At 60.3% G+C, this 12,619-nt stretch carries 15 protein-coding genes; 5 read left to right on the top strand and 10 right to left on the bottom strand.

Annotated features, from left to right (window positions below):
- The first annotated feature begins 24 nt into the window (after positions 1 to 24).
- The 3 genes from LY631_RS06870 (at position 25) to LY631_RS06860 (ending at position 1,646) form a co-directional block, all read left to right on the top strand.
- On the top strand, positions 25 to 468 hold the full coding sequence (locus LY631_RS06870) for a BA14K family protein (protein WP_274424401.1): 444 nt from the start codon (positions 25 to 27) through the stop codon (positions 466 to 468).
- Positions 469 to 621: 153 nt separating this feature from the next.
- On the top strand, positions 622 to 1,350 hold the full coding sequence (locus LY631_RS06865) for an AzlC family ABC transporter permease (RefSeq protein ID WP_274424400.1): 729 nt from the start codon (positions 622 to 624) through the stop codon (positions 1,348 to 1,350).
- Complete coding sequence (locus tag LY631_RS06860; RefSeq protein WP_274424399.1) at positions 1,347 to 1,646, top strand: AzlD family protein; 300 nt, start codon at positions 1,347 to 1,349, stop codon at positions 1,644 to 1,646. The genes LY631_RS06865 and LY631_RS06860 overlap by 4 nt, the downstream gene beginning before the upstream one ends.
- 92 nt (positions 1,647 to 1,738) lie before the next feature.
- Here LY631_RS06860 and LY631_RS06855 read toward each other — a convergent pair whose 3' ends face one another.
- Complete coding sequence (locus tag LY631_RS06855; RefSeq protein ID WP_274424398.1) at positions 1,739 to 3,565, bottom strand: aminopeptidase P family protein; 1,827 nt, start codon at positions 3,563 to 3,565, stop codon at positions 1,739 to 1,741.
- A gap of 218 nt (positions 3,566 to 3,783) precedes the next feature.
- Here LY631_RS06855 and LY631_RS06850 point away from each other — a divergent pair, with 218 nt between their 5' ends.
- Complete coding sequence (locus tag LY631_RS06850) at positions 3,784 to 3,960, top strand: hypothetical protein (RefSeq protein WP_274424397.1); 177 nt, start codon at positions 3,784 to 3,786, stop codon at positions 3,958 to 3,960.
- A gap of 58 nt (positions 3,961 to 4,018) precedes the next feature.
- On the opposite strand, the gene LY631_RS06845 is transcribed toward LY631_RS06850, so the two are convergent.
- The 4 genes from LY631_RS06845 to rirA form a co-directional block, all read right to left on the bottom strand.
- Positions 4,019 to 4,891 carry a 50S ribosomal protein L11 methyltransferase gene (locus LY631_RS06845; RefSeq protein WP_274424395.1) on the bottom strand — a complete coding sequence of 291 codons (873 nt, stop codon included), beginning with the start codon at positions 4,889 to 4,891 and terminating at the stop codon, positions 4,019 to 4,021.
- Positions 4,892 to 4,916: 25 nt separating this feature from the next.
- On the bottom strand, positions 4,917 to 5,495 hold the full coding sequence (locus tag LY631_RS06840) for an SCO family protein (RefSeq protein WP_274424394.1): 579 nt from the start codon (positions 5,493 to 5,495) through the stop codon (positions 4,917 to 4,919).
- Positions 5,496 to 5,506: 11 nt separating this feature from the next.
- Positions 5,507 to 5,659, bottom strand: a complete 153-nt coding sequence (locus tag LY631_RS06835; protein ID WP_274424392.1) for a hypothetical protein — start codon at positions 5,657 to 5,659, stop codon at positions 5,507 to 5,509.
- Between the two features lie 77 nt (positions 5,660 to 5,736).
- Positions 5,737 to 6,201, bottom strand: a complete 465-nt coding sequence (gene rirA / locus LY631_RS06830) for an iron-responsive transcriptional regulator RirA (protein ID WP_274424391.1) — start codon at positions 6,199 to 6,201, stop codon at positions 5,737 to 5,739.
- Positions 6,202 to 6,398: 197 nt separating this feature from the next.
- Between rirA and LY631_RS06825 the strand changes: the two genes are divergently transcribed.
- Complete coding sequence (locus LY631_RS06825) at positions 6,399 to 6,866, top strand: MaoC family dehydratase (protein WP_274424390.1); 468 nt, start codon at positions 6,399 to 6,401, stop codon at positions 6,864 to 6,866.
- A gap of 68 nt (positions 6,867 to 6,934) precedes the next feature.
- Here the strand turns inward: LY631_RS06825 and maiA are convergent, their stop codons facing one another.
- The 5 genes from maiA to LY631_RS06800 all read right to left on the bottom strand — a co-directional run bounded on the left by maiA (position 6,935) and on the right by LY631_RS06800 (position 12,449).
- Positions 6,935 to 7,585 (bottom strand): maleylacetoacetate isomerase, encoded by a 651-nt coding sequence (maiA, locus tag LY631_RS06820; RefSeq protein ID WP_274424389.1) that lies wholly within the window; start codon positions 7,583 to 7,585, stop codon positions 6,935 to 6,937.
- 144 nt (positions 7,586 to 7,729) lie between these two features.
- Positions 7,730 to 9,103, bottom strand: a complete 1,374-nt coding sequence (locus LY631_RS06815) for an aspartate aminotransferase family protein (RefSeq protein ID WP_274424473.1) — start codon at positions 9,101 to 9,103, stop codon at positions 7,730 to 7,732.
- A gap of 12 nt (positions 9,104 to 9,115) precedes the next feature.
- Complete coding sequence (locus tag LY631_RS06810) at positions 9,116 to 10,330, bottom strand: M24 family metallopeptidase (RefSeq protein WP_274424387.1); 1,215 nt, start codon at positions 10,328 to 10,330, stop codon at positions 9,116 to 9,118.
- A 17-nt stretch (positions 10,331 to 10,347) separates the two neighbouring features.
- A complete protein-coding gene (locus LY631_RS06805; RefSeq protein ID WP_274424385.1) occupies positions 10,348 to 11,832 on the bottom strand; it encodes an NAD-dependent succinate-semialdehyde dehydrogenase in 1,485 nt (494 codons plus the stop codon).
- 116 nt (positions 11,833 to 11,948) lie between these two features.
- Entirely contained in the window at positions 11,949 to 12,449 is a 501-nt protein-coding gene (locus LY631_RS06800) for an Lrp/AsnC family transcriptional regulator (protein ID WP_274424384.1), read from the bottom strand.
- Positions 12,450 to 12,619: the final 170 nt, after the last annotated feature.

Here is a 12,619-nt window from a genome sequence, read left to right as displayed (position 1 = left end):
TATTGACAGACCGAGGAGGTCGAGATGAAAAAGTATGTCGCAACGCTGTGCGCGGCGGCCATGTCGCTTTCCGTCGTAGGTACTTACACCGCGCCTGCGATATCTGCTCCGATGTATCAGGTGCCTCAGACGGCTCCCGTGAACAGTAACCTGGTCGAGGAGGTGAACCACCGCTCCAGACATCGTGGTCACAATCACCGCGGTTCTAGGCATCGCGGCTATAGGCATCGTGGTCATAGACACCGCCGCAGCCGGCGTGACAATACGGGCGCGCTTCTCGGCGGGCTTGCGGCGGGTGCCATCCTTGGCGGACTGCTGTCCAATCAGCCTTCGCGCGCAGCGCCCGTCTATCGTAGCGATCCGCATGTGCAGTGGTGTATGCAGCGTTACCGCTCGTACGATGTGCGCACGGATACCTTCCAGCCATACAACGGCCCGCGCAGGTACTGTAACTCGCCGTATCGGTGACGGAGTCACACAAGGCGGATTTCGCCCCGGCGCGGACAGGTTCCGCGCCGGGATTGCGATTCTACCGGTCATTTGTCCTTATGGCTGGTTCAATGGAATTGATGTGACTGGTCAGCCTTCCTGACCTATGCTGCCCAGGCAGGAGGTTTCCCCATGACGGCTGACAGTTATGCCGCGCCACGCCAGCGGAGCGATTTCCTGCGCGGCCTTCTCGCGAGCCCGCCCGTTGTTGTCGCTGCGGCTCCATTTGGCGTGCTGTTTGGCGCGCTGGCTGTTGAGAACGGCTTCACCACCTACGAAGCGATTCTGATGAGCGCCACGATCTATGCCGGCGCCAGCCAGATGGTCGGGATCGATCTCTTCGGGACCAAAGTGGCGCCTTGGCTGATTGTTCTGTCTATTTTTGCGGTTAATTTTCGCCATGTACTCTACTCGGCGACGATCGGCCGTCAACTTTCCGGTTGGACAGTGTTCCAGCGCTATTTTGGCTTCTTCTTTCTGGTCGACCCACAATTTGCCGAGGCCGAGCAACGTGTGGAGCAGGGCAGGGGCATCAGCTTTTCCTGGTATATGGGAATGGCCCTACCAATCTATATTTTCTGGGTCGTGAACAGTTGGCTCGGTGCGCTGTTCGGCAGCCTTATTCCAGATCCGCATGCGCTGGGCATCGATTTTCTGCTACCGATCTATTTCCTTGGGCTCGTTATGGGTTTCCGGAAGCGCCCGCTCTGGCTGCCCGTCGTTGGCTTGAGCGCGATTGTCTCAATCATTGCATACCGGACGGTGGGCTCACCCTGGCATGTCTCTATCGGTGCGCTCGCCGGTATTCTTGTCGGTGCGCTTTTTCCCTCCCCCCTGCCGCTTCAGGAGGACGATGAATGAGCACCACTTTCTGGGTTATTATCGCCGGTGCCGTACTCACCTACGCCACGCGGGCCGGTGGGCATCTGGTCCTATCTCGGTTCGAGCGTATCCATCCGCGCGTGGAAGCGGGCCTGAATGCCGTTCCTGCTGCTGTTTTGACAACGCTTGTCGCTCCGGCGGCCGTTAATGGTGGCACGCCGGAATTGGTTGCCCTTGCCGTCGGCGCGGCAATTTCTCTCGCGGGTTGGGGTATGCTGCCCATGTTCATGACGGCGGCGGCCGTTCTCATCCTCCTCCGGCATTTGCTAGGGTAAAGAACGGTTCGCGAAGCGGACGAGAAGCCAACGGTTTGGCTTCAAGCAGCGAACGCCCGAGGCTAACGCGAATTTGGCGCGGGCTGCTGTGACTACAGCGGTGCAGTCGCCTCCTTCAGCCAGTCTGCCGTCTTGCCATCCACCAACGGGCTGATCTCGTCGAAAACACGTTGGTGATAATCGTTCAGCCAGGTGCGTTCGTCGTCACTCAGGAGCGCGGTTTCGATCAGGCGGCGGTCGATCGGTACAAGCGTCAGTGTCTCGAAACCGTGCATCTCCTTTTCGCCGCCCGGAATGGCTTCCGGAGGCGAGACGACGATCAGGTTCTCGATCCGTATGCCATAGTGGCCTTCGCGGTAAATGCCCGGTTCGTTGGACAGAATCATGCCCGTGCGCAGCTTCTCCTTACCGGTCTTTGCAATACGCTGCGGGCCTTCATGCACCGACAGGTAGGAGCCGACGCCGTGGCCCGTGCCGTGGCCGTAATCCAGGCCGGCCTTCCACAGCGCGACGCGTGCGAATGCATCAATGTCCATCCCGCGTGTGCCTTCCGGAAAGCGCAGCATCGAAAGCGCGATCATGCCCTTGAGCACGAGCGTAAAGCGATGGCGCATCTCCTCTGTCGGTTCGCCGAGCGCAACCGTCCGCGTCACATCCGTCGTGCCGTCTTCATACTGCCCGCCGGAATCGATTAGAAAAAGCTCTCCCGCCGCCGCACGGCGGTTCGTCTTTTCGGTTACGCGATAATGGATGATAGCGCCGTTCGGCCCGGCGCCCGAAATCGTGTCGAAGGAGATGTCTCGCAGCGGCATCTGCATCTCTTCGCCGGCGCGACGGCGAAAGCCCTCAAGCTCCTTGACGACGGTGATTTCGTCCAGTTCCTCCGGCTTTCGCGAATCCAGCCAGGCGAGAAAACGGGCAAGCGCTGCGCCATCGCGCAGATGTGCGTCGCGCGCGCCTTGGAGTTCCGTTTCGTTCTTCGTCGCGCGGGGCAGGGCGGCCGGATCGGACACGCTCACAACTGAGCCGCCGTTGTCCTCCACCACAAGGCGTAATTGCTCCGCCGCAATGCCGCTGTCGAGACCGATCTTCGCGCCGTTTTCCGAAAAGCCTGCAAGCGTTGACTCCAGTTCGGCGGGCGGATGCAGTTCGGCAAAGTCGCGAAGATAGCGCTCCGTCTCACCGGAGAGCTTCTTCGGGTCCAGAAAAAGGCGTGGTTTGCCTTCCGCCGAGAGAATGGCGAACCCGAGGGCAAGCGGTGTATGCGGGACATCGCTGCCGCGGATATTGAAGCTCCAGGCTATAGAGGACGGATCGGTGAGGACCATGTGGTCCGCTCCTCCCTCCTTCAGCGTCTCGGCAAGCCGCGAAAGCTTGTCGGCAGCGGCCTCTCCAGCACGCTCCAGCGGGTGAATGCGCACGGGCTCGGCAGGTGGTGCCGGCCGATCATCCCAAATGGCGTCGACAGGATTGCGTTCGAGCGGCATTAACTCCGTGCCCGCTTCCTCCAATGCCTCTCGCAGTGCCTTGATCTCGCCGATCGTATGCAGCCACGGGTCGAAGCCGACGCGCGAGCGCTTCGGCAGGTTTGCCTTCATCCACTCCCGCGGCGGATTGTCGATCAGGCTTTCGATTGTGAACAGCTCCGGATCGGTCTGCTCCTTCGCTTGCAGCGTATAGCGACCGTCGACGAACAGGATGGCTTTATCGCGCAGGATAAGCGCCGCGCCGGCGGAACCGGTGAAGCCTGTCAGCCATGCCAAACGCTCGGAGCACACCGCCACATATTCGCCCTGATGCTCATCGCTGCGCGGCACGAGCACACCGTCAAGGTCGTGCTCCGCCATCAGCTTGCGCAGGCGTTCTATGCGCGGCTTGGCGTGGGTGGGGTCGGCAGTGCTGTTGAAAATCTGGAACATAAAAAATCCGATTTAGGGGCTGACGATAAGCGGAAACTAAACTGCTGAGCCGATGCGGGCAATGTACCATTCAGTCTTGTTGATGCTGCAGTGCAGTATCTTCCTTCGCATATGCGAAGAGTGAATGGCAGACATGCATAAACCGCGCTGGTTATTCGGACAGTAATGCTTACCTTTCCGGGTGTGGAGGATGACCTCTATAAGGAAAGGGATTTCAAGTGAGCGCGAAAAGAGGATTTTTCCGTAACGCAATGGATGCTCTGATGGACGCGCGCCAGCGGCAGGTGCGGCGTTACGTCAACGGCGCACTCCTGATGCTTGACGATGAGACGCTGCGGGCGCACGGCTATACCCGTGAAGAGCTGCGCCGCAATGGCGCGTCCACGATATACTAATTTACCGCCGATCACTTGTGCCGGGCGGCTGTTTGCACAGCCGCCTTTTTCTTTGCCGTCAGCGCTTCAGGTGGAGGGTCGCCCAGCCGTCCCGATGCAGCGTTTGCATATGCCGGAAGCCCTGATTGACATAGGCGGCGATGACCGCGCGGCGCTGACGGTCGAGAATGCCCGATAAAATGAGAGAGCCTTGCGGCGCCAAGTGGCGTGCCATTCCGGGCGCCAGCTTCATCAACGGGTTAGCCAGAATGTTCGCCACGATGAGATCGAAAGGGCCTTTGGTGGCAAAGGCCGGGTGATGAAAACCGGACGCGGTCGCCGCGCTGATCAAGCGGCCGACCTCGTTCACACGCGCGTTTCCCTCTGCAATGCTCGTGGCGACGGGATCAATATCCGTCGCGAGGGTCGGGGTGCGCGCGAGCTTCGCCATGGCGATGGCAAGCACTGCGCTGCCGGTCCCCAGGTCCAGCGCGTTGCGCGGCCGTTCACGGCGCACCACCTGCTCTAGCATTTCCAGGCAGCCCGCCGTGGTGCCATGATGGCCGGTGCCGAACGCGAGTCCCGCCTCGATTTCGATGCCAATTTCACCGGGGCGCCGCCGGTTACGCTCATGCGCGCCGTGCACTAGAAAACGTCCTGCGCGCACCGCGTGCAGTCCTTCAAGCGAAAGCGCCACCCAATCGACGTCCGGTAGTTCTTCGGCCATGATTTCCGCCTGCTCGGGCAGGGCGGCAAGGGCGTTGGCGATGCGTTCGCGGATCGTCTCCGAGTTCTCGATCGCATAGGCCGAGATCTCGTGAACATCGTTTTCTTCGTCGACCTCGAAGGTGGCTATAGCGAGTCCATCGTCCTCGAATTCGGACTCGAGAATCTCATAGGCACGACGGGCGAGAGCGCCCTGATACTGGAAATAAAAGCGGATCTGAGGCATGGGTCCGGAACTAGCGAAGGGACGGTCAGCCCTCGTTTACCAGCCGGTGCAGCTTGGCGATAGCCGTGTCCGGATTTTCTTCATAGGCGATCGTGCCGAAGAAATCCCCCTGCCGGTCGAACAGCATGATCGATGCGGTGTGGTCCATGGTGTAGTCACCGTTTTCCAATTCCACCTTGCGGGCGAAAACATGAAAATCCTTGATCATGGCGGCGACACTCTCCGGATCACCGGTGATGCCGGTAATCCGATCTGAAACATTCTCCAGATAGGTCTTCATCACCTCCGCCGTGTCCCGCTCAGGATCGACGGAAACGAAGAATGCATCCACCTCCTCGCCGCTCTCTCCCATCTGGTCCAGCCAGCCGTCGAGCTCAAAAAGCGTCGTCGGGCACACTTCGGGGCAGTGGGTGAACCCGAAAAACACTGCCGTCGGGCTGCCCTGGAAGGCCGCCTCGGTGATCGTTTCGCCATTATGATCGACGAGCTCGAAGGGAGCGCCAAAGGCGACCGCTGAATTCTGATTACGGTACCACTCGAAAGTCAGTACCCCAACCGCGACGACTACGAGGACAAGGATACCGGCGAGAATGTAACGCATCATGGGTGATTATCCTAGAAACACCAGGCAAGCCCTGTCTGGGCAAGCGAAAGAAGAAGCGCTGGCCCGTTCTCGAGCCACATCGCCAATCCAAGCCCGGCCGTGGCCGACAGCGCGAGCGCTATGGCGACCGGCGCGAAGAATGCCTGGACGGTGCGCATATTCATGACAAAAGAATAACCCTCGTGAACGAGGAAGCAAACATGCAAACTGTCGCAAGCGCTCGTTGGGTTGTGACGGGCTGCTAACTGGCCGCTATCGTGCGCTCTTCCGGTGTTTCGATGCCCAGCAGGTCGCGCATATTCGGCCGCGCATCGACGAGGTCGCGGATCGAATAGGAAGCGAGCACTTCAAAGAAGGCGCCCAGGGCGTTGCGCAAAGCCTCGTTCAGGCCGCAGCTATCGACGAGCGGGCACTCCGCCGAATCGTTCTCAAAACATTCGGCCATCGCAAAGCTGTCTTCCGTTGCCCGCACGACCTCGAACAGATTGATTTCCTCGGCGGGCTTGGCCAGGCGCACCCCGCCATTGCGACCGCGCACGGTTTGAACGAACCCGTTCTCGACCAATGGCTGGAGAATCTTGAACAGGAAGAGGTCGGAAAGCGAATAGGCCCGTGCGATATCCGGAATCCGGCTCAGTTGTCCCTCGTTGGCGGCACAATACATGAGAATACGGATAGCGTAGTTGGTCTGCCGGGTGAGACGCATGGAATCCCTTTCGATCGCGATCGTAGGCCCAATATGGCGTATAGTTTAGAACGTTTCCAGAGATGAAATGAAAAACGTGATGTTATTGCTCAGGAATAACCGCTCTGCATGGGCGGAGACGTGACTTGACGCAGCTTACCCCCTCCGTCACCACGTCTCCAGGTTCTAAGGGCTTAGTTGAAAACGTGGAGGTTAGCATGACGGACAAGCGGGAAAGCGTCGAGACACTACGAGCGCTAGTCGGGGAGGAACTGGGCGTCTCGAGCTGGATAACGATCGATCAGGCCATGATCGATCGCTTTGCCGAAACCACCAACGATCATCAATGGATCCATGTGGACCAGGAGAGAGCCCGCCGTGAAAGCCCTCTCGGCGCAACCATTGCGCATGGCTATCTCACGCTCTCCCTGATCTCTTCTCTGTCATACGAGATCGGCGCGTGGCCTCGGGAAATCGGAACCATAATCAATTACGGTCTCGACCGGGTTCGCTTTATCACGCCGGTCAAGGCTGGAGCCCGCGTTCGCTTGCGCTCGCGCTTAATGTCCATCGACGAGCGCTCCGAGGCGCAGTTTCTGGTCAAAACCGAATCCACAATGGAGGTGGAAGGTGAGGACAAGCCGGCGATGATCGCCGAAACCCTCGTCCTTTTCATGCCCGACTAGAACGAAATTCGCAGCCTCGCGCCCACGGTCTGTTTGGACCGGCGTCTGTGCTCATCTGAGGCGCCAGTCTACTCTGCATCCGGTTGGTTCTTGGGCGCGGCCTCGGTGAAGGCGGGCAGCGCCATGCAGGCTTCATGAATGCGTCGGATTGTCGGGTAAGGCGACATATCGACATTGAAGCGGGCATTATTGGCGACCTGCGCTACCAGGCAGATATCAGCCATGCCCGGCTGCTCTCCGTGGCAAAAGGTTCCGGTTTCGGGGGCTGAGGTCAGCATCTGCTCCATGGGCCGAAAGGTTTCATCGACCCAGTGGCGAAACCATTCCGCCACTGCTTCGTCATCCGCACCGAAACGGCTGCGCAAGCTGTTCAGCACGCGCAGATTGTTCACTGGGTGAATTTCGCACGCGATCATCTGCGAGAGCATGCGCACACGCGCCCGCCCGTGTGGATTGCCTGGCAGAAGCGGCGGCTCCGGCACCATCTCGTTTAGAAACTCCATGATCGCCAGCGATTGCGTCACCACCGTCTCGTCGTTCCAGACGAGAGCGGGCACGAGGCCCTGCGGATTGACGGATAGGTAGTTCTCGCCGCGATGTTCGCCATGGCGCAGATGATGCGCGACGTATTTGTAGTCGACACCCTTCATGGCGAGCGCGATCCGCACCCGATAGGACGTCGAAGAGCGGAAGTAGTTATGCAGGACAATTTCGCTCATGGCGCTCTGCTTTCGGCATGATCTCTTGAATTTGGAAAGAGAAGCAATGACCGAACAGGCGGCACGAGGCAAGGGCTGCGCGTAACGGCCCCCCGCCGTAGCGGTAGGGGGCCGCAATTACTCGCCGCACGAGTGTACGTCTATTCAGTCCTTGAAGACCGTCTTGACAGCCTTGGCGGTCGCTTCAACGACCTTGTCCGCCTCTTCGCGCGACAGGCAGAGCGGCGGAGCGAAGCCGAGAATGTCGCCCTGCGGCATGGCGCGGCCGATGACGCCCTCGCTCAACAAAGCGGCGGCCATCTGCGGGCCGATCTTCTGCGAGGGATCAAAGGCGCGGCGGCTTTCCTTGTCCTCGGTGAATTCAACCGCGCAGAGCATGCCTTCACCGCGCACCTCGCCCACATGGGCGTGATCACCGAGGGCATCCTTCATCGCCTGGACGAAATAGGCACCAGTCTCGCCGGCGTTCTCCACCAGCCCGAGGCTGTCGACCAGCTTCAGATTGGCGATACCGGCGGCCGCGCCGATGGGGTGGGCGGAGTAGGTCCAACCGTGACCGATAGGGCCGTTCTCGTCCGTGCCGCGCTCCAGCACGTCCCACATCTTCTTGCCGACGACGGAGCCGGAAAGCGGTGCATATGCCGAGGTGAGTCCCTTTGCGATGGTGATGAGGTCGGGCTCGATGTCGTAGTGCTTGGAGCCGGTCATGGAGCCGAGGCGGCCGAAACCGGTTACGACCTCGTCTGCAACCAACAGGATGTCGTGCTTCTTCAGCACCTTTTGGATTTCCTGCCAGTAACCGGCCGGGGGAGGCACGATGCCGCCGGTGCCCAGTACAGGCTCACCGATAAAGGCCGCAATGGTGTCGGCGCCCTCACGCTCGATCAGTGCTTCAAGCTCAGCCACGAGATGGGCCGTGAAGGCTTCCTCGCTCATACCGGGGTCCGGGCGGCGATAATAGTACGGCGCTTCCGTGTGCAAAACCTGCGCCAGCGGCAGGTCGAACTTCTTGTGGAACAGCTCAAGCCCGGTGAGCGAGCCGGTCATCAGGCCGGAACCGTGATAGCCGCGCCAGCGCGAGATGATCTTCTTCTTCTCGGGACGGCCGAGAATGTTGTTGTAGTACCAGATCAGCTTGACGTTGGTCTCGTTCGCGTCCGAGCCGCCGAGGCCGAAATAGACCTTCGACATCGATTCGGGCGTCCGGTCGAGGATCATCTTGGCCAGGGTGATGGACGCCTCGGTGCCGTGGCCGACATAGGCGTGATAGTAGGCAAGTTCCTTTGCCTGCTCGGCGATGGCATCGGCGATTTCCGTGCGGCCATAGCCGACATTGACGCAGTAGAGCCCGGCAAAGGCATCGAGCAGGCGCTTGCCGTCGCGATCCTCAATATAGACGCCTTTACCGCCGGTTACGATCCGGTTCTGGCTTTCGCCGCGGGCATGCTGGGCGAGATGGGTGGAGGGGTGGAAGAAAGTCTCCCGGTCCCATTGATCGAGTTGGTCATTTTTCAGCAGCATGGCGGTCTCCTATTTTATTGTTGGTCCGAGAGGTGTCTTCGTCAGCACCTCTACCCCGTTTGGCCCCAGCAGGACGATATTCGAGACAAAAAAGTCTCCCATCCCCGTGCCCATGAGCCAGGAAAGAATGTGGAAGGACATGCCTTCGTTGATTTCGAGATCGGAATCATGCCGCAGCCCCGTCACCCGGTTTCCACCGGTCCAGGAAGGCGGAAAGCCGATGCCGACACAATAGCCGCAATGGTGGCGGCGGTGGTGTTCAAGGCCGGCCCGGTCAACGACGGCTTGCCAGGCGGCATAAACATCTCGGGCAAAAACACCGGGGCGCAGCGCCGCCAGCACTGCGTTAAAGGCGTCGCTTGCCACCTCAGCCATGCGGGCGTCCTCGTCCCGGATCGAGCCGACATGAACCAGGCGGCCAAGCGGTGAGTGATAGCGGCCCACGCAACCAGACAATTCGATGAAGACCGGTTCACCCGCACGGTAGGTACCGTTGCCCCAGGTCGCGTGCTCCTCGCCAAGCCTTGCGCCGGGCCGAATGAACGGGCCGAAACCGGGCGTGTCGCCACCGGCGCGGATCATGGCCGCATGGCACTCGGCTACAACGGCTCGCTCGCTGGCGCCATCCTCGATCGCGTCAATCGCGGCTTTCGCGGCAATATCCGAAACACCGGCCGCCTTTCGCATCAGTCTCTGTTCGGCGGGTGATTTGACGAGCCTCAGCTTGTCCACGAGCCCGGTGATATCGACCCAGTGAACGTCGGACAGGCTTGCGCGCAGAGCGTAGCCGAAACCATATGGGTGGCCGGAAGACCAGGTTTCCACGCCGATGCGCATAGAGCCGTCGCTTTGCTCCTCGATCTCGGCAACCACCTGTTCCAGGGCAGCGCGAGAACGGTCTTTTGCTTTGCGCGTGTCCTTCAGAAGCCGCACCGCCAGGTCCGCGGCCGTTTCGTTGTCTGTATGGCCTTCGAAAAGGGCATTGCGCACTTGCCGCTCAATGGAGACGCGCTCCATCGAACGGGTGATGAGCACCATCTCGCCCTCCATGGGGACGACGAGCAGATGCGGCGCAAAATAGCCCCAGTGGTCGAGCCCGGTCAGATAGAAGATGTTCTCCGGCGTGGACAACAGCAGCATGTCCAGCCCGCGCTCTTCCATTGCGCGGCGCACCGCCTCAAGCCTTCGGCCGAGTTCCTCATCGGTGAACGGGTTCGCGAACATTTCCGCTCGTCTCCGGCCTAGCGCGTGTCGGCGCAGACATACTTGACGTTGGTGAACTCTTCCATTCCGAGGCGGGAGCCTTCGCGCCCAAGTCCGGCCTGCTTGATTCCGCCGAAGGGTATGGGCGCGCCGGTGATCTTGGTGCGGTTGACAGCCACCATGCCGAATTCCAGCTCCCTGGAGAAGCGGGCGATACGTGTGGGGCTTTGCGTGTGGACATAGGCCACGAGACCGGTTTCGGTGTCGTTCGCGCGGGCGAGCACATCGTCCTCGTCATCGAACGGTGTGAAGCCGGCCACCGGGCCGAAGGTCTCCTCGCGGAAGATCTGCGCATCTTCCGGAACATCTGCCAGGACCGTGGGCTGGAAGAAATTCTCGCCTGCTTCGGCGCGTTTCCCGCCGACGACCAGACGTGCGCCTTTCTCCAGTGCGTCGGTCACATGTTCTTCCTGCTTACCAACCGCCCGGCCATGGATCAGCGGGCCGATATCGGGATCGGAAAGCCCGGGACCGACGGTGAGCTCACGCACTTTGTTGGCGAACGCCTCCACAAAGTCGTCATAGATCGCCCGCTCGATATAAAAGCGGTTCGCTGCCAGGCAGTCCTGGCCGGAGGTCGCAAATTTTGCGATCATGGCGCTCTCCACCGCGCGGTCCAGGTCGCAGTCGGCGAAGGCGATGAATGGGGCATGCCCGCCGAGCTCCATCACCAACTTTTTGACGGTGGGGGCGGACTGACCATAAAGCAGGCGGCCGATCTCGGTCGAGCCGGTGAATGAGAGAGCGCGAACCTTGGCCGATGCGGTCATGGCCCCGACGACCTCGGATGCCTTGCCGGTCAGCACGTTGAACCCGCCGGCGGGAATGCCCGCGCGTTCGGCGAGTTCGGCCAGGGCCAGCGCCGAGAACGGCGTTTCGGAGGAAGGGTGTGCAACCACGGTGCAGCCGGCGGCAAGCGCGGCGGCCGCCTTGCGGGTCAGCATGGCGGAAGGAAAGTTCCAGGGCGTAACCAGCCCCGCCACGCCGATGGGCTCGCGTGAAATGCGCATCTCCGCATCCGGCAGGTGCGAGGTCACGCTTTCCACGTTCATGCGCTTGGCTTCCTCGGCATAGAAATCGATGAAGGACGCCGCATAGTCGATCTCGCCACGGGCTTCGGAAAGAGGCTTGCCTTGTTCGAGGACCATGAGATGGGCAAGATCCTCCTTCGCATCAACGATCAGCTCGTACCAGCGGCGTAAAAAGGCGGCGCGTTCCTGGGGCAGAAGCCTGGACCAGTCGGCAAACGCCTTGTGTGCGGCGTCGATGGCCTCGTCCATCTCCGCTGCGCCAAGCGCGGGCACGCTGCCGATGCGCGCGCCGTCGGCTGGATTGATCACGTCGAGACTTGCGTCGAAGGTCGCGGCGACCCAACGCCCGTCGACATAGGCGTATTCGCGAAAGAGCCGCGGATCCTGAAGGTCGGAAAGGGCTGTTTTTTCTAGGGCTGCAAGGGCAGACATCAGCTCACTCCATGGCTGAGAATTCTGCCCATAAAATAAGGCTTCCGAAGAAAAAAATTCGCTGGAAATCCCCAGCGTGCAGCCTGCGTTTTTTCTTAGATCGCGGCCTTTGCCGCTTATTCTTTCTGCGCTTCGTCGGTCGTCCATAAAAACGGCTCAAGCGGAACTCCGGAGGGCTTCTTCACCGGCTTGGTCACGATGTAGGTGAAATAGCGCACGAGTCCGAGCCGGGTTTCCAGGAGCTGATCCACCAGGCGCTGGTAGGCGTCTATATCGCGTGCGACGACCTGGAGAATGTAATCGAAGCCGCCGCCCACGGCCCAGCAGCCGACGATCTCGTCAATCTTCTGCACCGAGCGTTCGAAGAGCTGGAAGTTTTCCGCCCGGTGCCCTTCCAGCTCCGCCGCCATGAAGATAACGACGTGCGGCACGATCCTGTTCAGCGCGATGTCGGCGTGATAACCCCTGATGATACCAGCCTCTTCCAGCCTCTTGAGACGTTCCCAGCAGGGAGCCGGCGTAAGGTTTACCCGCTCGGCGAGTGCGGTTTTGGATATGCGGCCTTCCTTCTGAAGAATGGAAAGAATTTTCAGGTCGCGATCGTCGAGCTTGAGCATTCACATTCCTGTATTTCCCTGCGGTGGATATCCTGCCCCAGGTTGGTTTATTGGACCTTTTCCCAGAACGTGAAGAATTGTCCCTTCGCCAAGGGAATCGTCCGCTGGCACGGCAGGAATATGCCGTGCTTTTTGCGTCCGCCAACCACCTCCGTTGTGGGGAATTCCGT

This window comes from Chelativorans sp. YIM 93263 (assembly GCF_028767125.1).
Taxonomy (GTDB): domain Bacteria; phylum Pseudomonadota; class Alphaproteobacteria; order Rhizobiales; family Rhizobiaceae; genus Chelativorans.
Note: the sequence above shows the minus strand (reverse complement) of the source record. Positions and strands in the feature narration are given on the sequence as shown.

Coding starts and splice junctions, on each gene's coding strand:
- LY631_RS06870 (WP_274424401.1), top strand. CDS start 25: ATGAAAAAGTATGTCGCAACGCTGTGCGCGGCGGCCATGTCGCTTTCC.
- LY631_RS06865 (WP_274424400.1), top strand. CDS start 622: ATGACGGCTGACAGTTATGCCGCGCCACGCCAGCGGAGCGATTTCCTG.
- LY631_RS06860 (WP_274424399.1), top strand. CDS start 1,347: ATGAGCACCACTTTCTGGGTTATTATCGCCGGTGCCGTACTCACCTAC.
- LY631_RS06855 (WP_274424398.1), bottom strand. CDS start 3,565: ATGTTCCAGATTTTCAACAGCACTGCCGACCCCACCCACGCCAAGCCG.
- LY631_RS06845 (WP_274424395.1), bottom strand. CDS start 4,891: ATGCCTCAGATCCGCTTTTATTTCCAGTATCAGGGCGCTCTCGCCCGT.
- LY631_RS06840 (WP_274424394.1), bottom strand. CDS start 5,495: ATGATGCGTTACATTCTCGCCGGTATCCTTGTCCTCGTAGTCGTCGCG.
- LY631_RS06835 (WP_274424392.1), bottom strand. CDS start 5,659: ATGAATATGCGCACCGTCCAGGCATTCTTCGCGCCGGTCGCCATAGCG.
- rirA (WP_274424391.1), bottom strand. CDS start 6,201: ATGCGTCTCACCCGGCAGACCAACTACGCTATCCGTATTCTCATGTAT.
- LY631_RS06825 (WP_274424390.1), top strand. CDS start 6,399: ATGACGGACAAGCGGGAAAGCGTCGAGACACTACGAGCGCTAGTCGGG.
- maiA (WP_274424389.1), bottom strand. CDS start 7,585: ATGAGCGAAATTGTCCTGCATAACTACTTCCGCTCTTCGACGTCCTAT.
- LY631_RS06810 (WP_274424387.1), bottom strand. CDS start 10,330: ATGTTCGCGAACCCGTTCACCGATGAGGAACTCGGCCGAAGGCTTGAG.
- LY631_RS06805 (WP_274424385.1), bottom strand. CDS start 11,832: ATGTCTGCCCTTGCAGCCCTAGAAAAAACAGCCCTTTCCGACCTTCAG.
- LY631_RS06800 (WP_274424384.1), bottom strand. CDS start 12,449: ATGCTCAAGCTCGACGATCGCGACCTGAAAATTCTTTCCATTCTTCAG.